Source organism: Sphingomonas flavalba, assembly GCF_004796535.1.
In the GTDB taxonomy this organism is placed as follows: Bacteria; Pseudomonadota; Alphaproteobacteria; order Sphingomonadales; family Sphingomonadaceae; genus Sphingomonas_L; species Sphingomonas_L flavalba.
In genome coordinates this window covers 49,867-73,172 of sequence record NZ_SPHY01000001.1, presented here as the reverse complement: position 1 = coordinate 73,172, position 23,306 = coordinate 49,867, and the positions used below count along the sequence as shown (strand labels likewise).

General features: G+C 67.2%; 24 protein-coding genes. 14 read left to right on the top strand and 10 right to left on the bottom strand.

Translation table 11 applies throughout. The features are described from left to right. From E4A53_RS00360 to E4A53_RS00340, 5 genes are all read left to right on the top strand, one after another. A complete protein-coding gene (locus E4A53_RS00360; RefSeq protein ID WP_136161131.1) occupies nt 1-1,251 on the top strand; it encodes a glycosyltransferase family 4 protein in 1,251 nt (416 codons plus the stop codon). Beyond that, nucleotides 1,248-1,868, top strand: coding sequence for a sugar transferase (locus tag E4A53_RS00355; RefSeq protein ID WP_136161130.1), 621 nt, complete (start codon nt 1,248-1,250; stop codon nt 1,866-1,868). The genes E4A53_RS00360 and E4A53_RS00355 overlap by 4 nt, the downstream gene beginning before the upstream one ends. After that, a complete protein-coding gene (locus E4A53_RS00350; RefSeq protein WP_136161129.1) occupies nt 1,865-2,506 on the top strand; it encodes a class I SAM-dependent methyltransferase in 642 nt (213 codons plus the stop codon). The genes E4A53_RS00355 and E4A53_RS00350 overlap by 4 nt, the downstream gene beginning before the upstream one ends. Then, nucleotides 2,503-3,471, top strand: coding sequence for an ATP-grasp domain-containing protein (locus E4A53_RS00345; RefSeq protein ID WP_168694263.1), 969 nt, complete (start codon nt 2,503-2,505; stop codon nt 3,469-3,471). Before E4A53_RS00350 ends, E4A53_RS00345 begins: the two co-directional genes overlap by 4 nt. 304 nt (nt 3,472-3,775) lie before the next feature. Next, nucleotides 3,776-5,092, top strand: coding sequence for an ammonium transporter (locus tag E4A53_RS00340; RefSeq protein ID WP_136161127.1), 1,317 nt, complete (start codon nt 3,776-3,778; stop codon nt 5,090-5,092). Between the two features lie 137 nt (nt 5,093-5,229). Here the strand turns inward: E4A53_RS00340 and rpsI are convergent, their stop codons facing one another. From rpsI to E4A53_RS00325, 3 genes are all read right to left on the bottom strand, one after another. Beyond that, on the bottom strand, nt 5,230-5,793 hold the full coding sequence (gene rpsI, locus E4A53_RS00335; protein ID WP_136161126.1) for a 30S ribosomal protein S9: 564 nt from the start codon (nt 5,791-5,793) through the stop codon (nt 5,230-5,232). Next, nucleotides 5,793-6,272 (bottom strand): 50S ribosomal protein L13, encoded by a 480-nt coding sequence (gene rplM, locus E4A53_RS00330; protein WP_136161125.1) that lies wholly within the window; start codon nt 6,270-6,272, stop codon nt 5,793-5,795. The genes rpsI and rplM overlap by 1 nt, the downstream gene beginning before the upstream one ends. A gap of 121 nt (nt 6,273-6,393) precedes the next feature. Then, nucleotides 6,394-7,446, bottom strand: a complete 1,053-nt coding sequence (locus tag E4A53_RS00325; protein WP_136161124.1) for a COX15/CtaA family protein — start codon at nt 7,444-7,446, stop codon at nt 6,394-6,396. Nucleotides 7,447-7,544: 98 nt separating this feature from the next. Here E4A53_RS00325 and E4A53_RS00320 point away from each other — a divergent pair, with 98 nt between their 5' ends. From E4A53_RS00320 to E4A53_RS00305, 4 genes are all read left to right on the top strand, one after another. After that, nucleotides 7,545-7,925 carry a MerC domain-containing protein gene (locus E4A53_RS00320; protein WP_136161123.1) on the top strand — a complete coding sequence of 127 codons (381 nt, stop codon included), beginning with the start codon at nt 7,545-7,547 and terminating at the stop codon, nt 7,923-7,925. A 61-nt stretch (nt 7,926-7,986) separates the two neighbouring features. Beyond that, nucleotides 7,987-8,448, top strand: a complete 462-nt coding sequence (locus E4A53_RS00315) for a Fur family transcriptional regulator (RefSeq protein WP_136161122.1) — start codon at nt 7,987-7,989, stop codon at nt 8,446-8,448. A gap of 54 nt (nt 8,449-8,502) precedes the next feature. After that, nucleotides 8,503-10,428, top strand: coding sequence for a 1-deoxy-D-xylulose-5-phosphate synthase (dxs, locus tag E4A53_RS00310; protein WP_136161121.1), 1,926 nt, complete (start codon nt 8,503-8,505; stop codon nt 10,426-10,428). Nucleotides 10,429-10,472: 44 nt separating this feature from the next. Continuing rightward, complete coding sequence (locus E4A53_RS00305; RefSeq protein WP_239018059.1) at nt 10,473-11,792, top strand: alginate export family protein; 1,320 nt, start codon at nt 10,473-10,475, stop codon at nt 11,790-11,792. An 85-nt stretch (nt 11,793-11,877) separates the two neighbouring features. Here E4A53_RS00305 and E4A53_RS00300 read toward each other — a convergent pair whose 3' ends face one another. From E4A53_RS00300 to E4A53_RS14560, 3 genes are all read right to left on the bottom strand, one after another. Further along, nucleotides 11,878-12,753 (bottom strand): FkbM family methyltransferase, encoded by an 876-nt coding sequence (locus tag E4A53_RS00300; protein WP_136161120.1) that lies wholly within the window; start codon nt 12,751-12,753, stop codon nt 11,878-11,880. 259 nt (nt 12,754-13,012) lie between these two features. Beyond that, nucleotides 13,013-13,531, bottom strand: a complete 519-nt coding sequence (locus tag E4A53_RS00295) for a CAP domain-containing protein (protein ID WP_136161119.1) — start codon at nt 13,529-13,531, stop codon at nt 13,013-13,015. A 72-nt stretch (nt 13,532-13,603) separates the two neighbouring features. After that, nucleotides 13,604-13,759, bottom strand: coding sequence for a hypothetical protein (locus E4A53_RS14560; protein WP_168694262.1), 156 nt, complete (start codon nt 13,757-13,759; stop codon nt 13,604-13,606). A 114-nt stretch (nt 13,760-13,873) separates the two neighbouring features. Between E4A53_RS14560 and gcvA the strand changes: the two genes are divergently transcribed. The 3 genes from gcvA to E4A53_RS00280 all read left to right on the top strand — a co-directional run bounded on the left by gcvA (nt 13,874) and on the right by E4A53_RS00280 (nt 18,991). Further along, the gene (gene gcvA / locus E4A53_RS00290) at nt 13,874-14,782 is read left to right on the top strand and encodes a transcriptional regulator GcvA (RefSeq protein WP_136161118.1); all 909 of its coding nucleotides are present in this window, start codon (nt 13,874-13,876) and stop codon (nt 14,780-14,782) included. Nucleotides 14,783-14,825: 43 nt separating this feature from the next. Then, complete coding sequence (parC, locus tag E4A53_RS00285; protein WP_136161117.1) at nt 14,826-17,075, top strand: DNA topoisomerase IV subunit A; 2,250 nt, start codon at nt 14,826-14,828, stop codon at nt 17,073-17,075. Between the two features lie 134 nt (nt 17,076-17,209). Next, complete coding sequence (locus E4A53_RS00280; protein ID WP_239018058.1) at nt 17,210-18,991, top strand: putative bifunctional diguanylate cyclase/phosphodiesterase; 1,782 nt, start codon at nt 17,210-17,212, stop codon at nt 18,989-18,991. Here E4A53_RS00280 and E4A53_RS00275 read toward each other — a convergent pair. Genes E4A53_RS00275 through E4A53_RS00260 form a run of 4 tightly spaced genes read right to left on the bottom strand, consistent with a single transcriptional unit; the run spans nt 18,972 to nt 21,890 of the window. Continuing rightward, nucleotides 18,972-20,168 carry a CCA tRNA nucleotidyltransferase gene (locus E4A53_RS00275; protein ID WP_136161116.1) on the bottom strand — a complete coding sequence of 399 codons (1,197 nt, stop codon included), beginning with the start codon at nt 20,166-20,168 and terminating at the stop codon, nt 18,972-18,974. The two genes, E4A53_RS00280 and E4A53_RS00275, sit on opposite strands and share 20 nt — an antisense overlap. Beyond that, a complete protein-coding gene (locus E4A53_RS00270) occupies nt 20,156-20,773 on the bottom strand; it encodes a CoA pyrophosphatase (RefSeq protein ID WP_136161115.1) in 618 nt (205 codons plus the stop codon). Before E4A53_RS00270 ends, E4A53_RS00275 begins: the two co-directional genes overlap by 13 nt. Then, nucleotides 20,770-21,336: a DUF1285 domain-containing protein gene (locus E4A53_RS00265; protein WP_136161114.1), complete on the bottom strand. Its 567-nt coding sequence runs from the start codon at nt 21,334-21,336 to the stop codon at nt 20,770-20,772. Before E4A53_RS00265 ends, E4A53_RS00270 begins: the two co-directional genes overlap by 4 nt. Before the next feature lie 38 nt (nt 21,337-21,374). Further along, entirely contained in the window at nt 21,375-21,890 is a 516-nt protein-coding gene (locus tag E4A53_RS00260; RefSeq protein WP_136161113.1) for a GNAT family N-acetyltransferase, read from the bottom strand. Nucleotides 21,891-22,058: 168 nt separating this feature from the next. Between E4A53_RS00260 and E4A53_RS00255 the strand changes: the two genes are divergently transcribed. Then, nucleotides 22,059-22,442, top strand: coding sequence for a dihydroneopterin aldolase (locus E4A53_RS00255; protein ID WP_136161112.1), 384 nt, complete (start codon nt 22,059-22,061; stop codon nt 22,440-22,442). Next, complete coding sequence (locus E4A53_RS00250; protein ID WP_136161111.1) at nt 22,439-23,200, top strand: SDR family oxidoreductase; 762 nt, start codon at nt 22,439-22,441, stop codon at nt 23,198-23,200. The genes E4A53_RS00255 and E4A53_RS00250 overlap by 4 nt, the downstream gene beginning before the upstream one ends. Nucleotides 23,201-23,306: the final 106 nt, after the last annotated feature.

The window sequence follows — 23,306 nt, the reverse complement described above, 5'->3', positions numbered from 1 at the left end:
ATGGCGCAACGCATCCTGTATCTCAGTCAATGGTTCTTGCCCGAAAACTCGGACCGGGGGCTGCGGATTGCCAAGGCGCTGATCGAGCGGGGATACGAGGTCGAGGCGCTTACCGGTTTTCCAAACTATCCGACCGGCAAGATCGCGCCCGGTTATACATTGCGCCCTTATATGCGCGAGACTCTCGACGGTCTGACTGTGCACCGGGTGTTCCTCTATCCGAGTCACGATTCCTCGAGTATCGGCCGCGCGCTGAACTACTGGTCGTTTTTTCTGTCGGCATTCATTTTCTGCCTGCTGCGTGCCCGGCGTTTCGATGCGATCTATGTTTATCATCCGCCCATAACCGTGGGCCTTGCCGCGGCGATCAGCGGCTTGTTTACACGCCGGCCCTTTGTCCTGGAGGTACAGGACTTGTGGCCGGAATCGGTCGCGACGTCTCGGATGGGCGGGGCGTCGGTTCTGTCACGAATTTTGGGACCCATCTGTCGGTTCGTTTATTGTCGGGCGGCGGTGGTCCTCGGGCAATCGCGGGGCATGACGCGGCGGCTGATTGCACGCGGCGTGCCCGAGGAGCGGACCGATACATTGTTTAATTGGGCCAATGAAGACGCCATCGAGTCGACCGGATCCTATGATGTTGCTGCTCTTGCGTTCGAGGGGCGTTTCAACTTCGTGTTCGGCGGCAACATGGGCAAGGTCCAGGGGTTAGAGACCATGGTCAATGCGGCATATGAGGCGGCGCGTACGGTGCCGCGGATCAAGCTGACCTTGATCGGCGACGGCGTCGAGCGCGACCGGATCGCCGCGTTGATCGCTGGTCGCGGCGGCGACGTGGTTTCCCTCCGGCCGTCAGTGCCTCAAAGCCAGATCGGCGACGTATTCGCTGCCGCCGACGTGCTAATACTGCATTTGATCGACGATCCAATGTTCGCATTTACAATCCCGTCCAAAACCCAATTCTATATGGCGATGGGAAAGCCGATCCTGATCGGTATGCGAGGGGAGGCGGCGGGCATGGTCACTGATATTGGCGCAGGCGTGGCTGTTCCTCCCGATGACGTAGACGCAATGGCGCGGGCGATGGTCGATATGGCACGAATGCCCAAGTCTGCTCTGATCGCGATGGGCGGCAAGGGGCGGGCAGCCTATTGGGCGCATTATTCGTTCGAGAGCGCTGCCGCGACGATTGCCAACGTTATCGCTAAATTGCTGAACCCGGCGCCGGGCATGGTAAGGCGTAACCGATGACCGGTAAACGGATTTTCGATGTGGTTGCGAGTGGTGCGGGGCTGTTGCTGCTGACCCCGGTTCTTGCCGTCGTCGCGATTGCGGTGCGGTTCAACATGGGCGCCCCTGTGTTGTTTCGTCAAAGCCGCCCTGGCCGTGGCGGTCGGGCGTTTCAGATGGTCAAGTTCCGTACCATGTGCGATGCGGTGGATACGAAGGGCGAACGGCTGCCGGACACTCAGCGGATCACGCCCTTGGGCGCTTTTCTGCGCGCAACTAGCCTTGATGAGTTGCCTGAGCTGTGGAATGTTCTGAAGGGTGAGATGAGTCTGGTGGGTCCCCGCCCTTTGCTTATGGAATATTTGCCGCTTTATTCGCCTAGTCAGGCGCGACGGCATGAGGTTCTGCCCGGCATCACCGGTTGGGCCCAGATAAACGGGCGGAATGCTATTTCGTGGGAAGAGAAATTCTTCCTGGATGTCTGGTACGTCGACAACCAAAGTTTCTCGCTGGATATGAAAATTCTGATGTTAACGGTATTGTCCGCACTTAGGCGCCAAGGAATTGACGCAAGCGCAGATGAAACAATGCCCCGCTTTATGGGAGAGAAATGGATGTCCGGGAAGGATCAGGGATGAGGAGTAAAATTCGGTCCTTCGTGAATAGAGTTAAGCGCGGTGAGGTCGTCAAGCCACTATACCTGACATACTACTATGCCTATTTATCGATATTCGACTGGAAGCATAAAACGCGGTTCTCGAACTCTCAGGCGCCGGAGAACATGGGGTCGCCGGTCAGTGGCGGCACCGGAAATTTCCCCGTTCACCCACGTCTGATCAGGCGGTTTCTGCGCGCCAGTGGCCTCGGCTTTGATGATTCGATCGTCGATGTCGGCCATGGCTCTGGTATTGTTCTCTATACTGCGGCCCAAATGGGATACCGTAATTTGACCGGCATAGAATATGGCCGGATCCCCTTCGAAATATCTCTGATTAACGTGGGTAATCGCGCAACGCTGATCCACGGTAATGCCCTGTCGATGGATTTGTCCCCGTTCAAGGCGATTTCCTTTTTCAGTCCGTTCAGAGGTGACATGGCTTGCCGCTTCTTTGATAATCTTCCGAATAACATAACCGTCGTTCTCACAATCAACCATGACCGGATCATAGAGCCGTTGCTCGTTCGTCAAGGATTTGCACGAATTTACGATTATCAGCACCGTATTTATGAGAATTTCAACGCTCGCATATGGCGACGTGGCGAGCCTGCGGTATGACGACCAGGCCGCTATTAGTTTCCGGCATCGGTAAGCGTAACGCTTTGCTGCGTCTGCTCAAGCAGGAATGTGCGCTTTACGGTATGGACGTTCTTGGGTGCGATGCCGCGCCGTTTCCGCCGGCACGGGTGGAGGTGGACCATTTCGAGGTGGTGCCGCTGGCGTCGGACTCCGCCTTCGTTGCGGCTTTCGCTGCTATACTGGAGCGGTATGCGCCCCTTGCCCATATGACGCTGATTGATCCTGAAATCCCGCTGCTCGGCGGGTTGGAGCGCGACGGTGCTTGCGGTGGGTCGTTGTTGTTGCATCCAGTAGAGGACACAGCCCGGCTGTGCGAGGATAAGTATGCGTTCTATGATTTTTTGACCGAAAACGCTCTGCCCGGCGTGCCAACGTTTCTGGCCCCTCCCGCGCAATTCCCGTTCATACGGAAGGATAGGCGCGGATCGGCGGCAAGCGGGTTCCATGTGTTTCACGCGCCCGCTGACCTGGCTCCGCATTTCGAGCAGAACCACGATCCGCGCTATATCTTCCAGCCCTTCTGCGCAGGAACGCATTACTGCATCGATGCCTATTACGCACTCGCCGATGGGACGCTGGTCGACTGCTGCGTGAAGGAAGTGCTGTCGAAGAAGGATGGCGAGAGCTATTTGCTGCGCGCGGCAGTGCGCGACCCGTTTGTGGATCTGCTACGGCAGATCGGATCGACGCTGCCGCTGCGCGGGATCGTCAATCTTGATATTTATCTGGACGATGGCGTGCTTAAGATCATGGAGATCAATTGCCGGATCGGCGGCAACTACCCGGCCTCGTACGCTTTTGGCTGCAATCTACTGGCGCATATGCTGGCCGACATTCACGGTGAAGCTCCGGCGCCTGCATATTCGCCTTCTTCGTACATCGTCGGCGGCTACATATCCAAATATTTTGCTTTCACCGACGTCTATACCGGCTCTCGTCAGTAGGCTGGCCGACTGGACTGACAACATCTGCCTAAAAAAGCGGCGCATGTGCTGGCGATGTGCATCGCAGATTGGCCATATGCCGATCCGCAATCATGGATGATCGCCGATTTCGAGCTGGACAGAGGAACTGGCACGCTCCGTGCTGTGCCACACTTAGGACCGACGCACGGCTGTGTGTGTGTATTTTTAGCCCGCCATTGGGCTGATCGCCGCCCGCCTGCCCATGGTCCTCCGGGGCCTGCAATTCTGCGCTACCGCAGGGATAGAGTCGCATACCCGGATGTGCCAACGCGCCGGGGGGAACATGCGATTTCGATATAAATACATCACCGCATTCACAGTCCTGTCACTCGCCACCCTGCCGGCGCCCGCCGCTGCCTGGGTCGCCGCCGCCGTCGACAAGGGCGACACCGCCTGGATGATGACCGCGACCGTCCTGGTGTTGCTGATGATCGTGCCGGGGCTGGCGCTGTTCTACGGCGGCCTCGTTCGCACCAAGAACATGTTGTCGATGCTGACCCAGGTGCTTGGCGTTTGCGCGCTGGCGATGCTGGTCTGGGTCGGCTGGGGCTACAGCCTGGCGTTCAGCGGCGGCGGGCCGTTCATCGGCGACGGGGCGAAGCTGTTCCTGGCCGGAGTGACGCCGGAAACGCTGGCGGAAACCTTCACCGCCGGCGTCGCCATTCCCGAATATGTGTTCGTGTCGTTCCAGATGACCTTTGCCGCGATCACCGCCGCGCTGGTGCTGGGCGGGCTGGCGGAGCGGCTGAAGTTCGCCGCCGCGCTGCTGTTCGCCGCGATCTGGCTGACCATCGTCTATTTCCCGATCGCGCATATGGTGTGGGCGGCGGGCGGCTATCTGTTCGAAATGGGCGCGCTCGATTTCGCCGGCGGTACCGTCGTCCACATCAACGCCGGCGTCGCCGCGCTGGTCGGCGCGCTGATGCTTGGCCGCCGCACCGGGTATCAGCGCGACGTGATGGCGCCGCATTCGCTGGTCATGACCTTGATCGGCGCCGGGTTGCTGTGGGTCGGCTGGTTCGGGTTCAACGCCGGTTCGGCGCTGGAGGCGAACGGCGCAGCGGCGCTGGCCATGGTCAACACCTTCGTCGCGACGGCGGCGGGGGTGCTGGCGTGGATGCTGGCGGAAAAGGTCGCGGGATACAAATGCTCGCTGCTCGGCGCCGCATCCGGCGCGATCGCCGGGCTGGTCGCGGTCACCCCGGCGGCGGGCAACAGCGGCCCGCTCGGCGCGATCCTGCTTGGCGCAATCGCCAGTGGAGGCTGCTTCTGGTTCGTCACCATGCTGAAGCCGCGGCTGCGCCTCGACGATTCGCTGGATGCGTTCGGCATCCACGGTATCGGCGGCATCATCGGCTCGCTCGGCACCGCGATCGTTTACGCGCCCGCGCTCGGCGGGCCGGGCGCCGCGGACTATGCGGTCGCGCCGCAGCTTGCCACCCAGGCGGTGGCGGTCGCGGTGGCGGTGCTGTGGTCGGGTATCGGCTCGGCGGTGGCCTTCGGCATCGTCAAGGTGACGATCGGCCTCAGGGTCAGCGAGGATGTCGAGCGCGAGGGGCTCGACCTCGGCGAGCATGGCGAGCGCGCCTATAATTACTGAACGGGGTTCCGCCAGCGAACGCCCTGGGCCGGCGCGGCAACGTGCCGGCCCCTTCTTTGCCGGGGAGCGCGCCGCGCAAAGGAAAAGGGCGGCCCCGGCATCCCGGAGCCGCCCCTTTCGGTTGGCGTGACGGCCGATCAGCGCTTCGAGAACTGGAAGCTGCGGCGGGCCTTGGCCTTGCCGTACTTCTTGCGCTCGACGGTGCGGCTGTCGCGGGTCAGGAAGCCGGCGGCCTTGACCGGGGCGCGCAGCACCGGCTCGAACCGGGTCAGCGCCTGGCTGATGCCGTGCTTGACCGCGCCGGCCTGGCCCGACAGGCCTCCGCCCTTGACGGTGGCGACCACGTCGTACTGGCCTTCGCGCTGCGACACGCTGAACGGCTGGTTGAGCACCAGGCGCAGGGTCGGGCGGGCGAAATAGACGGTCTGGTCGCGGCCGTTGACGGTGATCTTGCCGGTGCCCGGCTTCAGCCAGACGCGGGCGACGGCGTCCTTGCGGCGGCCGGTGGCATAGGCGCGGCCTTGCGCGTCAACCTGGCGTTCGCGCAGCGGCGTCGTCGGCTGGGCCGGCGCGGCGTCGGCGGCGACGGGGGTTTCAGCGGCATCGGCGTCGGCCGGGGTCGCCGGGGCTGCCGCAGGGGCGGGGGCCTGCGCGCCGGTCAGCGCGGCGAGGTCGGACAGGGACTGGCGGTTATCGGACATTATGCGCCCACCTTGTTCTTGCGGTTCATCGCCGCGATGTCGAGCGGCTCGGGGTTCTGGGCCTCGTGGCTGTGCTCGGGGCCGGAAAACAGGCGCAGGTTGCGCATCTGCTGGCGGCCGAGCGGGCCGCGCGGGATCATCCGCTCCACCGCCTTTTCAAGTACGCGCTCCGGGAAACGGCCTTCCAGCACCTTGCCGGCGGTGATTTCCTTCAGCCCGCCGGCATAGCCGGTGTGCTTGTAATACATCTTCTGCTTCAGCTTGTTGCCGGTGAAGCGCACCTTGTCCGCGTTGATGACGATGACGTTGTCGCCACAGTCGATATGCGGGGTGTAGCTCGGCTTGTGCTTGCCGCGCAGGATATTGGCGATAATCGTGGCAAGGCGCCCGACCACCAGACCGTCGGCATCGATCAGATGCCACTTCTTTTCCACCTGGGCCGGGGTGACCGACTTGGTGGTCTTCATCAGCGCCTTCATGGGCCCAGACCTCGTCTTGCGAAAACAAAGCGCCACCCGTTGCCGGACGGCGGTGCTCGGCGGCCCTAATGACGAAGGAGGCGGGGGAAGTCAAGCAAATCCGCGCCTTTGCGGACGGGTATCAGAATACCCTATAGCGGCCTAGCGCATGGGCGCTGGCTACCGACGCGGCGAGCAAAAGCGCCGCGACCGCCTGGTGCGCGACGGCGATATCGATCCGCACGCCGCTCAAGAGCGTGGCAATGCCGAGCAGGATCTGGACGAGGAGCAGCGCGGCGACGGCGCGGGCCGCCGCCCGCCCGCCGCGCTTGGCCGCGCGCATCGCCAGCACGCCGAGCGCGGCGGCGGCGACAAAGGCGACCCAGCGGTGGATGAACTGGACGACGATCGGGTTGTCGAACAGGTTCAGCCAGGCCGGGTCGAGCATCGGCGTGTTGGCGGGGAACCAGTCCGCCCCCATCTTCGGCCAGCTTGAGAAGGCATAGCCGGCGCGCAGCCCGGCGGTGAAGGCGCCGTACATGATCTGGACCGACAGCACCGTCAGCGCCATCGCGCCGACGCCGGTCAGCCGGGCCGGGCGGGCGGCGGGGTCGCGGGCCAGCGCGCGCAGGTCGAACACCGTCCACAGGATGACGGCGAAAATCAGCAGCGCCGCCATCAGGTGGATGGCAAGGCGGATATGGCTGACCTCGGTGCGGTATTGCAGGCCGGACGTCACCATCCACCAGCCGATCGCCCCCTGCAGCCCGCCGAGCAGCAGGATGATGATGATCCGCCGGCCATAGCCCTGCGGAATCGTCCCCTGCCACCAGAAGACGGCGACGACCAGCGCCAGCACCAGCCCGATGGCGCGGGCAAGCAGGCGGTGGACATATTCCCAGAAATAGATCTGCTTGAACCCCTCCAGCGTCATGTGGGCGTTCAGTTCGATATATTGCGGGATCGCCTGATAGGCGGCGAACTCCGACTGCCACTGTTCGGCGTTCAACGGCGGGATGATGCCGCGCACCGGCTTCCATTCGACGATCGACAGGCCGGATTCGGTCAGCCGGGTGATGCCGCCGACGACGATGATCAGAAACACCAGCGCCGCCACCAGCAGCAGCCACCAGGACAGGGCGAGCGGGCGCGGGGCAGCGGCGGTCCGTCCCCATCGGCGTTGGGCGCTGGTCATCGGCCGGGCCTATGCCCCCCCCGCCGGGCAGGCGCAAGCGTCGCCCAGCATATCAATGATATATTGTAACACATCACAGCTTGTGGCATAGCGCCGCCATGCACGAATCGCGACTCACGCTATGGCTTGCCCGGGACGGGTTGCTCGATCGCCTGGCCATTGCCCTGTCCGGTCTGTGCATGGTGCATTGCATCGGCACGGCGGTGCTGCTCGGGCTGGTTTCGGCCGGCGGCAGCTTCTTCAGCCATGCCGTCCACGAAGTCGGGCTGACGCTGGCGATCGGGCTGGGGCTGATCGCGCTGACCGGCGGCATCGTCCGCCACCGCCGCGTGCTGCCGGCGGCGATCGGCGGCATCGGTCTTGGCGTGATGGCGGCGGCCTTGGCCATGGACCATAGCGGGCTCGAGGCGGCCTATACCGTCATCGGTGTCGGCATCCTCGCCTTCGGCCATATGCTGAACATCCGCGCGGTGCGCTGAACCGCCCGTCTGCCGGCCCGCCGATATTGCCGGAACCGGCGTGAAAGCCTACATCCGTTTCATGAGCTACAGCCACGAGCATCACCAGCCCGAAGGGGCGGCGCTGGCCGGGGCCGCCAGGGACGTGCTTGAGCAGTCCGGCGAGCAATGGACCGACATGCGCGCCTGCATTTTCGATGCGCTTGCGGGTTTCGACCGGCCGGCTTCGGCCTACGACATCGCCGACGCGGTGTCGCGGGCGCGGGGCCGTCGCGTCGCCGCCAACAGCGTCTACCGCATCCTCGACCTGTTCGTCGGCGCCAATCTGGCGCGGCGGGTGGAAACGGCCAACGCCTATGTCGTCAACGCCCACCCCGGCTGCGTCCACGACTGCATCTTCCTGGTGTGCGACAAATGCGGCCAGACCATCCATGTCGACGACGACCGCGTCGCCGGCGATGTCCGCAAGGCGGCGCGCCGCAGCGGCTTCATGCCGGAACGGCCGGTGATTGAGGTGCGCGGCCGCTGCGCCGGCTGCGCCTGACACATCGACACTGCCGGGACGCTGTTCTAGAATGCTCGGCGAATGAGGAACTTCATGGCCGAAACGCCTGCCACCCCGTTGCTGGATACCGTTGACACGCCGGCGGATCTCCGCCGCCTCGGCCCCGACCAGCTTCGCCAGCTTGCCGACGAATTGCGGGGCGAGACGATTTCGGCCGTCTCGGTCACCGGCGGCCATCTCGGCGCCGGGCTGGGCGTCGTCGAACTGACGGTGGCGCTGCATTACGTGTTCGACACGCCGGCCGACCGGCTGATCTGGGACGTCGGCCACCAGGCCTATCCGCACAAGATCCTGACCGGGCGGCGCGACCGCATCCGCACCCTGCGCCAGGGCGGCGGGCTGAGCGGCTTCACCCGCCGCGCCGAAAGCGAATACGACCCGTTCGGCGCCGCGCACAGCTCGACCTCGATCTCCGCCGCCCTAGGTTTCGCCGTCGCCAACAAGCTCGCCGGCCGACCGGGCAAGGCGATCGCGGTGATCGGCGACGGCGCGATGTCGGCCGGCATGGCCTATGAGGCGATGAACAATGCGGAGGCGGCGGGCAACCGGCTGGTCGTCATCCTGAACGACAATGACATGTCGATCGCCCCGCCGGTCGGCGGCCTGTCCGCCTATCTGTCGCGCATCGTTTCCAGCCGCGAATTCCTTGGCCTGCGTGGCCTTGCCCGCCGGGTGGCGCGCAAGCTGCCGCGGCCCCTTCACGTTGCCGCGCGCAAGACCGACGAATTCGCCCGCGGCATGACGATGGGCGGGACGCTGTTCGAGGAACTGGGCTTCTACTATGTCGGGCCGATCGACGGGCATAACCTCGACCATCTGATCCCGGTGCTCGAAAATGTCCGCGACGCGGCCGAAGGGCCGATCCTGGTCCATGTCGTGACCCAGAAGGGCAAGGGCTATGCCCCGGCGGAGGCGGCGCCCGACAAATATCACGGAGTCCGCAAGTTCGACGTCGTTTCCGGCGAGCAGGCGAAGGCGCCGCCGGGGCCGCCCAGCTACACCGGCGTGTTCGCCAAGGCGCTGGTCGCCGAGGCGGAGCGCGATCCCGCCATCTGCGCGATCACCGCGGCGATGCCGTCCGGCACCGGGCTGGACAAGTTCGCCGTGCGCTTTCCCGACCGCAGCTTCGACGTCGGCATTGCCGAACAGCACGCCGTCACCTTCGCCGCCGGCCTTGCCGCGCAGGGGATGCGGCCGTTCTGCGCGATCTATTCGACCTTCCTGCAGCGCGCCTATGATCAGGTTGTCCACGACGTCGCGATCCAGAACCTGCCGGTGCGCTTCGCGATCGACCGCGCCGGGCTGGTCGGGGCGGACGGCGCCACCCATGCCGGCAGCTTCGACGTCACCTACCTCGCCACCCTGCCGAATTTCGTGGTGATGGCGGCGGCGGACGAGGCGGAGCTGGTCCACATGGTCCACACCGCCGCGCTGCATGACAGCGGGCCGATCGCCGTGCGCTATCCACGCGGCGAGGGTGTGGGCGTGCCGCTGCCGACGGTGCCGGAACGGCTGGCGATCGGCAAGGGCCGGGTCGTCCGGCAGGGCAAGACCGTCGCGCTGCTGTCGCTCGGCACCCGGCTGGCCGAGGTGTTGAAGGCGGCCGAGCGGCTGGAGGCGCAGGGCCTGTCGACCACCGTCGCCGACCTGCGTTTTGCCAAGCCGCTGGACGAGGAGCTGATCCGCCGCCTGCTGACCAGCCACCAGGTCGCGGTGACAGTGGAGGAAGCGAGCATCGGCGGGCTTGGCGCCCATGTGCTGACCATGGCCAGCGATCAGGGGCTGATCGATGCCGGGCTTAAGCTGCGGACGATGCGGTTGCCCGATCATTTCATCGACCATGATTCGCCCGAACGGCAATATGCCGAGGCGGGGCTGGACGCCGACGCGATCGTCGCGACGGTGCTGACCGCGCTGCGCCGCAACGCCGTCGGGGTGGTCGCCGGCGCCCGCGCCTGACCGGAAAGCTTGTCGCCGCGCGCCTGCGCCGCTACGCGGCTGCGATGCATTTTCGGGTCTGTGCTCTGCTGGGGCTGCTTGCAGCCGCCCCGTCCGCCGCCATCGCCGCCGACGCGGACGGATTCAGCCTGTCCGGCAGTGTCCGCGCGCGCTACGAAACACTCGACCGGCAGGCGCGCGCCGGTTTCGGCGCCCCGGATGAGCTGCTGGCCTTCCGCACCATCGTCGGCGCCCGCTATCGCGCCGGTGGGCTCGAACTGGGCGCCGAACTGCGCGACAGCCGCGCCTATCTCGCCGATCGCGACAGTCCGATCTCGACCGGAGAGGTCAACGCGCTGGAACTGGTCCAGGCCTATGTCCGGGCGCGGATCGGCCCGGCGGCGACGCTGCAGGCCGGCCGTTTCGTGCTGAACACCGGCTCCGGCCGGCTGGTCGCCGACGACAGCTATCGCAACAGCACCAACGGCTTCACCGGCCTCCGCCTGGACCTCGGCGCGGAGGACGATGTCGGGCCGGGGGCAGTGCTGTTCGCCGTGCTGCCGCAGACGCGCCTGCCGGACGGGCGCGACGCGCTGCTCGCTAACCGCGCCGCCGTCGATCGCGAAAGCTTCGATACCGTGTTCGCCGGCGGGGTCGGGACGTTGCCGCTGGCCGGCGCGCGGGTGCAGGCCGGCTATTACCTGCTGCGCGAACGGGACGGCGGGCGCGACACCCGCGACCGGCGGCTGCATACGCTGACCGCCCGGCTGCTACGCGATCCGCGGCCCGGCGCCGTTGATTTCGACATCGAATATGTCCGTCAGTTCGGGCGTGCGTCCGCCTCGTCCGCCGCCGCGGCGCCGCGCCAGACGGTCAGCGCCTTCTACCTCCATGCGGAAGCGGGGCGGAGCTGGGCGGGGCCGTGGCGGCCGCGCCTGTCGGTCGAGCTGGAATGGGCGTCGGGCGACGGCCCCAGCCGGCGCTACGGCCGGTTCGACACGCTCTATGGCTCGCGCCGCAGCGATCTGGCGCCGTCGGGCATCTACGGCGCGGTCGGCCGCGCCAACATCATCAGCCCGGCGCTGCGGCTGGAAGTGGAGCCGGGGTCGCGAACCGACGCCTTCGTTGCCGTCCACGGCCTATGGGCCGATTCGGCGACCGATGCCTTCGCCACCTCCGGTGTGCGCGACCCGTCCGGCGCCGCCGGGCGTTATGCCGGTACCCAGATCGAGGGGCGCCTGCGCCACTGGCTGCTCCGCGACCGGCTGCAATTTGAAGGCAATTTCGCCTGGCTGGCCAAGGGCCGCTTCTACCGCGCGGCGCCCAACAGCCCCGGCGCCGCGAACACCCACTACCTCTCGCTCGCCCTGACCGCGTTTTTCTAAATTGGTGCAGGCACGACTTGAGTTTATTCCTGTACTGTGCGCGTCATATTATAATGCGGACAATCAAAAGACTCTTATGATTGATCTATATCGTGCCGTTTATCAGATTTACTGGACTCGCTTGCTGGCACTTGTTTGATAATTTCTCTACATCACGGATAAATATCGTATTATTTCCGTTCGCATAATCAGCGAATGTCCGCTTAAACGGATCGTAGCGGTAGGGACGGAACCCAAAGCGCATCATCTTGTCGCTGATGTCCTGGTCGGAGATACCAAACTTTGTGCCGGATCCGTTAGTTTCCATCACGACGGCTTCGACGCGCTCTGATATTAGAGTGTGCTCTCCGCCACTTAGGACAGAAGTTTCATGCCCTTCGACATCGATTTTTATGATTTGCGGAATGTTGTTGGCACAGACATCGTCGATTGTCCGTACAGGCACAGAAATGGTCGGCAGTGTCTCGCCAGGCAGGGCGACCCGATTCATCGTATCGAGTGTTGCCGTAAATCGAATAATGCCGGGTTCTGATGACAAGCCACAGCATAAAGTTTGAACGTTTGCGCTGAGGCCGTTGAGGCGCACATTGGCCTCAAGTTTTGCAAAGGTGGAGGGTACCGGCTCAATTGCTATAGCCCGCGCCCCCCGGGCCCCTGCCGCCAATATGGTGTAGGATCCAATATTGGCGCCAATATCTAGGAACAAATCACCCGAACGAAGGGCATGGAGCGCGAAACCCATCTCCTCTGGTTCGTGCAAGCCGCAATACCAGTTGCCGGTCGCACCGGTCATTCCATTCTCGACGAGCAGGCGCGTATTTTCCGTGAACGGCAATGCGACAGGTGCCTTGATGAGGCGGCTCGCGATTTGCCAGCGGATAAAACGCGAAATAGCTGCAAGTGGTGCGCTCTGGTTGAGTGGATGAGACGATATGAAGCGAATAACGGAAAGCGCGTTCATTCCAGTTCCAGCATCGTTTTCGAAATTTGGATCGTGTCTCGCTGATATAATGAACCCCTGCAATCTTTAATGCGGTGAATGTTGTCCGCGATGATCCGCTGCCGCAGGGGGGCGTCGCGCTCTTCGCAAGCTTCCTCTGAATGTGGCGTTGCTCCGAACGGTGCGCATCCGGTAACGCGTGGCGTGGCGATCGCGCCAGTTCGGATAACGCTCTTCATGGCGGATCATGGGCCTCGCTGCGAAGTGAATGTCCGCTCCGTCAGATCGCGCGCTCGCCCAGCACGTTGCCGCCTTCGCTGTAGCGGCAGACCAGCACGTCTTCCCGCCCGCCGGTGGCGAGTGCGCAGCCGACCTTGCGGGTCGCGCGCCAGATCACCTGGGTATAATGGCCGACATCCTCGAAATCGCCGGTCAGCGACACGTTGGGGATGCGGCCGGGGCGGTAATTGTGCTTTTCGTCGATCCACAGGCCGACCATCTCTTCCGGCGAGAAGGTGCCGGCGGTGCCCGCCCACAGATTCTCGCCCTGCGGATCGGGGTCGTCGGGGTCGTCGCGGCTGTGTTCGAAGGTACCGGTGCTGCTTAGCGCCCGCGCCCAGGCGTCGGCGTCGGCGCTCAGCTTCCTGTCCCATTCCAGCGCCGGCAGATCGAGCGCGGCGCGTTCGCGGTTATGGGCGGCGAGCAGCCGGGATTCCAGGTTGGTCGTGCGGTCGATGCTGCCCAGCAGCAGCGGCGCTGCGGCGAGCAGAACGAGCAGTCGGGGGAATCCGGCGGCCATGGCATCCGGTTAACCCGGGACCGGTTCCCCCCAGCTTGCCGAACAGGGTGAATATTCCGGCAAGCATTTTTGTCAGCGGGCGCCGGTCCGGCCCCGCCAGGGCGCGCGGTACACATGGGCATGCGCCACCTGATACTTGCGCCAGAAGCCGCGAATGGCCTGTTCCACCTGGCGGCTGAACGCGACGTGGTTGTCGCTCCACATCCGGACTTCGATTGGATCGACCATTGTCTATCTCCTTGTTGAGAAATATCCCGCTGCTGGGATCAATATGCCCATCGCGTGGGGAATCTTCCAACAAAAGCCTTGGCGTCACTCATAAGGCAGGCTTATGTATGGGCGATGCGCCGCCTGCCACCGCTTGCCGCCGTCCGGGTGTTCGAGGCCGCCGCCCGGCACGAGAATTTCACCGCCGCCGCGGCGGAACTGGGTATGACCCAGGCGGCGGTCAGCTACCAGATCAAGCTGCTGGAGGAGCGGGTCGGCGTGCCGTTGTTCGTCCGTGCCCGGCGGCAGGTGACGTTGACCGATACCGGCCGGCGAATCGCGCCGCTGGTCTCCGGCGCGTTCGACACGCTCGACACCGCCTTCGCCTCGGTCCGGGCTGACGACGCGGCGATGCTGACCATCTCGACCTCGCTAACCTTCGCCAATACCTGGCTGGCCTGGCGGCTTGGCGGCTACCAGATGGCCCACCCCGACCTGGCGGTCAGGATGCTGACCACCGACACGCTGACCGACTTCGTCAGCGACGACGTCGATGTCGCTATCCGCACCGGGCGGGGCGACTGGCCGGGGCTGGTGGCGAAGCTGCTGTTCCGCACCGACTTCACGCCGATGTGCAGCCCGGCCTTCCTCGCCCGCCACGGCGGCGCGCTGACCCCCGCCGACCTGCCCGGCCTGCCGCTGATCAGCCCGCACGACCCGTGGTGGAACGACTGGCTGCGCGACGCCGGCGTCGCGGTGCCGGACGGGCCGATCCGCCCCGGCATCCGCCTCGATTCCCAGGCGAACGAAGGCCATGCCGCGATCGCCGGGCAGGGGATGGCGATGCTGACGCCGTTCTTCTGGCGGATGGACCTGGCGGAAGGGCGGCTGGTCCGCCCGTTCGCGCAGCTCTCGACGCGCGGCTACGGCTATTGGCTGGTCTATCCCGAACACCGCCGCACCGTGCCGAAGATCAAGCAGTTCGGCGAATGGCTGCTGGCGGAGGTCGCCGCCGACCTGGCGCAGCTCGACGCCGCCGGATGACGGCCCTTTCCGTCCGATGCCAAGCGCTGCTACACGCCGCGGCATGAGTGATGTTCTTGATCCGTCCGACGGCAACATCGTTGACGCCCCGTTCGATTCCGCGCTGTCCCAGCGCTATCTGGTCTACGCGCTGTCGACGATCACGGCGCGCTCGCTGCCCGATCTGCGCGACGGGCTGAAGCCGGTTCACCGCCGGCTGCTCTGGGCGATGCGGCTGCTGAAGCTGGATCCGGCCGCCGGCTACAAGAAATGCGCCCGCGTCGTCGGCGACGTGATCGGCAAATACCACCCGCATGGCGACCAGTCGGTCTACGATGCGATGGTTCGCCTCGCCCAGACCTTCGCCCTGCGCTACCCGCTGGTCGACGGACAGGGCAATTTCGGCAATATCGACGGCGATAACGCCGCCGCCTACCGCTATACCGAAGCGCGGCTGACCCAGGTCGCCATCGACCTGATGGCCGGCCTCGATGACGGCACCGTCGATTTTCGACCGACCTACAATGGCGAGGACGAGGAACCGGAAATCATGCCGGGCCTGTTCCCCAACCTGCTCGCCAACGGCGCCAGCGGCATCGCCGTCGGCATGGCGACCAGCATCCCGCCGCACAACGCCGCGGAGGTGATCGACGCGGCGATGCTGCTGATCGATCAGCCGGAGGCCGACGACGCGGCGCTGCTCGCGCATGTGAAGGGGCCGGATTTCCCGACCGGCGGGATCATCGTCGATTCACCGGCGGCGATCGCGGAGGCCTATGCCACCGGCCACGGCGGCTTCCGCGTCCGCTCGCGCTGGGAAAAGCAGGATGAGGGGCGCGGCACCTGGGTCGCGGTCGTCACCGAAATCCCCTACGGCGTGCAGAAGGGCAAGCTGATCGAACAGATCGCGACGCTGATCAACGACAAGAAGCTGCCGATCCTCGCCGACGTCCGCGACGAATCGGATACCGATATCCGCATCGTCCTCGAACCGCGCAGCCGCACCGTCGACCCGCAGTTGCTGATGGACGGGCTGTTCCGGCTGACCGACCTCGAAAGCCGCGTGTCGCTGAACCTGAACGTGCTCGACGCGACCCGCACGCCCAGGGTGATGAGCCTGAAGCAGGTGCTGGACGGCTGGCTGACCCACCAGTTCGTTGTCCTCGTTCGCCGCTCCGAGCACCGGCTGGCCAAGATCGCCGACCGCATCGAGCTGCTCGACGGCTATCTGATAGCCTATCTGAACCTCGACCGGGTGATCGCGATCATCCGGGCGGAGGACGAACCGAAGCCGGTGCTGATCGCCGAATTCTCGCTGACCGACCGCCAGGCGGAAGCGATCCTCAACATGCGGCTGCGCTCGCTGCGCAAGCTGGAGGAGATGGAGATCCGCGGCGAGCGCGACGCGCTGGAGAAGGAGCGGGAGGAGCTGACCCTGCTGCTCGGTTCGCCGGCCCGCCAGCGTACCCGGCTGAAGCGCGATCTGGCGAAGCTGCGCGAACGCTACGGACCGGAAACGCCGCTCGGCCGCCGCCGCACGCTGGTCGAGGAAGCGGCGCCGACGCGCGACATCCCGCTGGAGGCGATGGTTGAGCGCGAGCCGATCACCGTCATCCTGTCCCAGCGCGGCTGGATCCGCGCGCTGCGCGGCCATATCGACCTCGCCTCAGCCGACGCGGTGAAGTTCAAGGACGGCGACGGCCCGGCTCACGCCCTCCACGCCCAGACCACCGACCGGCTGATCCTCGCGGCGGAGAATGGCCGCGTCTACACCCTGGCCGGCGACCGGCTGCCCGGCGGGCGCGGCTATGGCGAGCCGGTGCGGCTGATGACCGATCTCGACGCCGATACCGGCATCGTCGCGCTGGCCGTCGCCAATGCGGAGGGGCGGCTGCTCGTCGCCTCGTCGGACGGGCGCGGTTTCGTCGCCCGCACCGCCGACGCGGTGGCGGAAACCCGCAAGGGCAAGCAACTGGTCAACCTGCGCCCCGGCGCGAAGCTGAAGATCGCGCGGCCGATCGCGGCGGAGGCGGATTACGTCGCGGTGATCGGCGACAACCGCAAGCTGGTGCTGTTCCCGCTCGCCGAGCTGCCGGAAATGGGGCGCGGGCAGGGGGTGATGCTCCAGCGCTATCGCGACGGTGGGCTGGCCGACGCGACGACGCTGGTCTTTGCCGCCGGGCTGAGCTGGGCGATGGGCGGCGACAGCGGCCGGACGCGGACGGAGGCGGACCTGTCGCCCTGGCGCGCGGCGCGCGGCGCCGCCGGCCGGATGCCGCCGGTCGGCTTCCCGCGCGACAACCGCTTCGGCTAGGTTTCCCGCTTCAGGCGGACCGGTGCCGCCTGAACAGGGCAAACCCCACGTCCGGGCGGATGTTTCAGCCCGGCACGGAAACGCCGCATTCGGGTTGACTTCGCGTTAACCTGTTGCGGCCTAGGGCGTTTTTGATGCGCCCGAACCGAAAATACTGTATCCAGTCGGCGATCGATCGCGCGGAGGACGGCATCGGCGTCGCCGATCTGCCACCGGTGTTGCGCGACAAGCTGATGCGGGCGCGCGGCCTGTTCCTCGACGCGATGCCGCTGGCGGCGGCGGTGATGATCCGGACCGGCGGCGATGCGCCGGAACTGGGCGCCAGCAATCGGCTGTATCGGGCGCTTGACGCCGCCGATCCTGCCGGCAAGGGGCGCGGCATCGTCGCGCGCAGCGGCCTTGGCGCGCGGCTCGAAGCGTTCCTCGCCGGCGAAGACGATACGCAGATGTTCGACTGGATCGACGGTGACGAGGTCGTCGGCCGCCAGTTCGAGGTGCGGCTGTCGCGCCTGCACGTGCTCGACGCGCCGGCGCCGCGCGGCCTGATCACGCTGATCGACCGGACCAGCGAGCGCCAGGCACACAAGACGCTGCGGCTGGAAATGCTGCACGACGCCTTGACCGGCCTGCCCAACCGCGCCGGTTTCAACGAGCGGATCGAGGCGCTGATCGACGAGGGTGACGGCCAGGCCGACCACGCCGTTCTGATCGTCGACGTCCGGCGGTTCAGCCGGATCAACGAATCGATCGGGCCGATCGCCGGCGATGAACTGCTGATCACCGTCGCCCGGCGGTTGATGGCGGTGCTGCGCGCCGGCGACGTCATCGCCCGCACCGGCGGCAACGAATTCGGGCTGTTGATTCGCCTCACCAACGGCATCGCCGACGCCGAACATGTCGCCCGCCGCATCGCCGGCATCTTCGCCGACCCGTGCCGGCTGTCGGAACTGGAGATCAGCATCGACTGCGCGGTCGGCGGCGCGCTGTTCGATCCGCGCTGCGACCTGGCCGAGACCGTCCGCCGCGCCCAGTTCGCGGTCAAGGCGGCCAAGGCCAGCGGCCGGTTCGAGGTCTATCACTCGTCGGCGTCCAACCTCGCCGCCCACCGTTTCGCGCTGGAGACCGAGCTGCGCCGCGCGATCGAGCAGGATGCGCTCACCCTGGCCTTCCAGCCGCTGATCGACCTCGTTACCGGCGCGGTCTCGGGGTTCGAGGCGCTTGCCCGCTGGCAGGTCGACGGGCGCGACGTGCCGCCGGGCGAATTCATTCCGGTGGCCGAGGAATCCGGCCTGATCCGCCCGCTCGGCCGCTGGGCGCTGGACAGCGCGCTCCGCACGCTTGCCGATTGGGACCGGCGGGCCGGGGCGCCGTTGCCGATCTCGATGGCGGTCAACATCTCGCCGATCCAGATCGCCAGCGACAATGTCGCGGCGGCGGTCGCCGCCTCGCTCGTCGCCCACGGCATCGGCGGGGAACGGCTGGTGCTCGAACTGACCGAAAGCGCGATCATCGCCGACCCGGACCGCGCCGCGCAGACGCTGGGCTCGCTGAAGAACCTCGAGGCGACGATCGCGATGGACGATTTCGGCACCGGCTTCTCCAACCTGGCGCTGCTTCAGCGGCTGCCGATCGACATATTGAAGATCGACCGCAGCTTCGTCACCGACATGCTGGTCGACCGCGACAAGTCGGCGATCGTCCGCGCCATCCTGTCGCTCGCCCAGGCGCTCGGCATGGAAACCATCGCCGAAGGCATCGAGACGCTGGAATTGTCGCAGCTTGTCGGCGCGCTCGGCTGCACCCGTGGCCAGGGCTATTACTACGCCCGTGCCCTCGATGCGGACGAGGCATGGGCCTATTGGCGGGAACGCCCGTCGGCCCGCCGGCCCGGCCCGGCTATTCCGCCGTCCGCCTGACCACCGCGTCCGCGATCGCCGCGACCCGCGCGGTATCCGGAAAGCCCTCCGCCACCCATTGTTCCTCGATCCGGCGCAGCGCCCGCGCTACCGCCGGCCCGGCGCTCAGCCCGCGCGCAACCAGCGCGCCGCCGCTTATCGGCAGCGTCGGCCGCTGCCAGTCGCCCAGCGCCGACGCCTCCTCCGTCCGCCCGGCGATCAGCAGCCGGTCGATCGCTGCCTCGCGCCCCAGCCGATAGCCGATCCGGTCCGGCGCGGTTTCGGCGCAGGGCGCCAGCACCAGCGCGGCGCGCTTGCGGATCGCGTTGGATAGCTTCAGCCGGGCGAGGATCGCGTCGGCGACCGCCGGGTCGCCGGGCAGCAGCGCGATCAGCCTGCGAATGCGGTCGGGGGCGATGCTGGCGGCCGCTTCCGCCGCGACCAGCGCCGCCAGCCGCTGCTCGCCGGCGCCGTCGATCTCCGGCAGCACCGGGGTCAGGATCGCGCGGTCGCGCATCAGGCCGATCGGCGTGGCCGGGTCGTGGCCGGCCAGCATCTTCAGCAATTCGTCGGCGATCCGCTCGCGCGACAGCGCCATCAGGTCGTTGGCGCGCGCGGCGCAGGCGGCATAGCCCTCGGCATCCGGCGCGCCGCCGCCGAAGCGAGCATGGAAGCGGAAGAACCGCAGGATGCGCAGATGGTCCTCGGCGATCCGGGTCAGCGGATCGCCAATGAAGCGGACCCGTCGGGCCGTGAGGTCGTCGGCGCCACCGAAATAGTCGAACAGCGCGCCGCTCGCCGGGTCGGCATAAAGGGCGTTGATCGTGAAATCGCGCCGCGCCGCATCCTCGCGCCAGTCGTCGCTGAACGCGACCGTCGCCCGGCGCCCGTCGGTCGACACGTCGCGGCGCAGCGTCGTCACCTCGACCGGCCCGTCGGCCAGCACCGCGGTGATCGTGCCGTGGGCAAGGCCGGTCGGCACCGCCTTCAGCCCGGCGGCGCGGATGCGGTCGCGCACCGCCTCCGGCCGCAGCCGCGTCGCCAGGTCGAGGTCGGCGACCGGCAGACCCAGCAGCGTGTCGCGCACCGCCCCGCCGACGAAGCGTGTCTCGCCGGCCCCGGCACCGAGCGCGGCGAGCAGCCGGTCCAGCCCCGGCCGGTGGCGCCACGGCGCGTCGGGCAGGGTCAGATCGGCCATGCCAGCCGCCGCCCGAGGTTGACCAGCATCGCCGCCGTCGCGCCCCAGATCCGGTGCCCGTTCCAGACGATCTCGTGGTAATGCCGCGTCCGCCCGCGCCACTCGGCGCTCAGCTCCATCTGGTTGCGCGGCTCGAGCAGGAAGGCGAGCGGCACCTCGAACCAGCTTTCGACCTCGGCCGCGCTCGGGTGCAGCGGCAGGTCCGGCGGGACGACGCCGACCACCGGCGTCACGTCGAAGCCGGTGACGGTGCGATAGGGGTCGACGGTGCCGATCACCGACACCGCGGCGCGGGGCAGGGCGATCTCTTCCTCCGCCTCGCGCAGCGCGGCGGCGACCGGGCCGGTGTCCGCCGGGTCGATCCGCCCGCCGGGCAGGGCGATCTGCCCGGCATGCTGGCGCAGCGTCGCGGTGCGCCGGGTCAGGATGACGCCGGGGTCCGGCCGTTCGGTGATCGCGACCAGCACCGCCGCCGGCACCGGCGCCGCCGGCGCGCCGGCGACCAGGTCCATCGTGTCGCTGGCGATCAGCGCGACGTCGCGGCCGCGCGCCGTCGCCAGCGCCGCGGCGAGGCGGTCGGCGAGGGGCGTGGCGGGCGCGGTCATGTCGTTGGGAACGGAAAGAACACGCCGTCGCTCCACACGCCGGGCAGGCCGTCGTCATCGTCGAGCGCCAGCGCCGCTAGTTCGTAATAAACCGCGCGCGCGACCAGCGCCTCCAGCCCGCTGCGCACCGTCAGATAGGGGCGCGGCCCCGCTCCGGTCTCGGCGAAGCGCAGCGGGTGCTCCGCCCCGGCGACGACGCCGTCACCGGTGTTCAACCGGAAGGCGAGTTGCCGGTCGCGGCCCTGCCCCTCGCTTTTCAGCTCGACCGCGACGAACGGCGCGTCGTCGACGGCGATGTCCAGCTTCTCGACCGGAGTGACCAGCACATAGCCGCCGTCCGGCTCGCGGCGCAGGATCGTCGAGAACAGCCGGACCATCGCCGGGCGGCCGATCGGCGATCCCTGGTGGTACCAGGTGCCGTCGCTGGCGATCCGCATCTCGCTGTCGCCGCAATGCGTCGGGTTCCAGCTGTCGACCGGCGGCAGGCGCCGCGCTTCCGCCAGCCGCGCGATCTCGGCGAGCGACAGGCCGGCAAGGTCGGCAAGGGGGGGCTGGCTGGACATGCCCCAGCCATAGCCGCGCCGCCCCCGGATGCAACCGCTCAGCCGGCTGGCCTGTCGGTGCGGGGCAGGATCGCGCCGGCGGCGGCGACACGGCGGCCGGGGCGCAGCCGGGCGAGCAGCCGCCGCCGCTCGACCGGGCCGTCGATCACCCAGCCGCCGGTCGCGTCAGCGGTGAAGCCGAAGAAACGGCCGTAATATTCCGGGTCGCCGATCATCATCAGCGCGTCGGCGCCGGGCAGGGCGCTGGCGTCGGCGGCGGCGATCAGCGCGGTCATCAGCGCGCGGCCGATGCCGTGCTGCTGGTGCGCCGGCTCGACCGCGACCGGGCCGACCATGACCAGCGGATCGCCGCCCAGCCGCACCGGCCAGCTCTGCACGCTGCCGAGCAGCCGGTCGGCGTCGTCGGTCGCCGCCAGGCTCAGCGCCGCGATCCAGCGGGTGCCGGCGCGCAGCCGGTAGGCGGTTCGCCCGTGCCGGTCCGCGCCGAACGCGCGGTCGAGCAGCGCTTCGACCTCCGCTTCGGGAATGGCGGACAGCGGCACGATGGAAACCATGGCAGGAACCTTCACAAACGGGGCATGGACGCCCGGCGCGGCGCGCTCTAGAGCCTTTTCGGGTCGGGGAAACGTGGGAACCGATCGCGCTCTAACGCCGCGCCGGCGAAAGGGAAGCGTGAATCCGGCCGCCCCCGTCCGCATCGCCCGGCCCAAAGAGGGACGCGAATGATCGATACTGCGGAAGACCTGCTGCGCCTTGAGGTCAGCGACATCAGCATCGCGCTGCTGACCGGCATCCTGTCGGAAGAAACCAAGCTGCCCCAGCCGCTGCGCATCTCGGTCACCGCCGACCTGCGCTGCCCCGACCGGTTCGCGCCGGAAACGCCGCTGTCGGCATCGAAGAACTATCTCGACCTGAAACGCGCGGTGACGGAGGCGATCCCGCGCGACGTCCATTTCGGGCTGATCGAATCGATCGCCGACCACATCGCCGACACCCTGTTCCTGCAGGACCCGCGCGTCCGCCGCGTCTCGGTCAAGATCGTCAAGCTCGCCATATCGCAAAACGGCGAATCGATCGGGCTGACGATGGTCCGCCACGCGCCATGAAGCTGGCGCTGGTCACCGGCGGCTGCCGCCGGCTCGGCGCGGCGATCGCCGGGCGGCTGGCCGAGGACGGCTACGCGCTGGCCCTCCATGCCAGCCAGGACGGCGGGCTGGAGCCGGGGCTGGCCGAACGGATCGCCGCCGCCGGCGTCGCGGTGGAACGCTTTGCCGCCGACCTGGCGGACCCGGCGGCGGTGGCGGCGCTGCCCGAACAGGTGCGCGCCCGTTTCGGCATGGCGCCGACGCTGCTGGTCAACAACGCCGCCCGCTTCGAGGAGGATGACGCCGGCACGGCGACCAGCGCCGGCCTCGGCGCCCATCTGGCGGTCAACGCGGTCGCGCCGTTCGCGCTGACCTTGGCGCTGGCGGCGATGGCCGGCCCCGCCGCGCCGCTGGCGGTGGTCAACATCCTCGACGAACGCATCGTCAACCCGCACCGCGACCAGTTGTCCTACACCCTGTCGAAGCAGTTGCTGGCGGAAATGACGCGCACTCTAGCACGGGCGCTGGCGCCGAACGTGCGGGTGTGCGGGGTGGCGCCGGGCCTGACCCTGCCGACCGCCGACTATGTGCCGGAACAGGTCGACCGGCTGGCGGCGATGATGCCGCTCGGCCGCCTGTCTCGCCCGGCGGACGTCGCCGACGCGGTCGCCTTTCTCGCCGCCGCCGAATCGACGACCGGGCAGATCCTGTTCGTCGACGGCGGCGCCAGCCTGACCGCCTTCGACCGCGACTTCATCCACCTCGGCAAAGGGCGCTGACCGGCCTCCGCGCCGGGCGATGCGCACATGCCGCCATCCCGGCGAAAGCCGGGATCTCCCCTTTCGGCCTGGCGCACCTGCAAGATCCCGGCCTTCGCCGGGATGA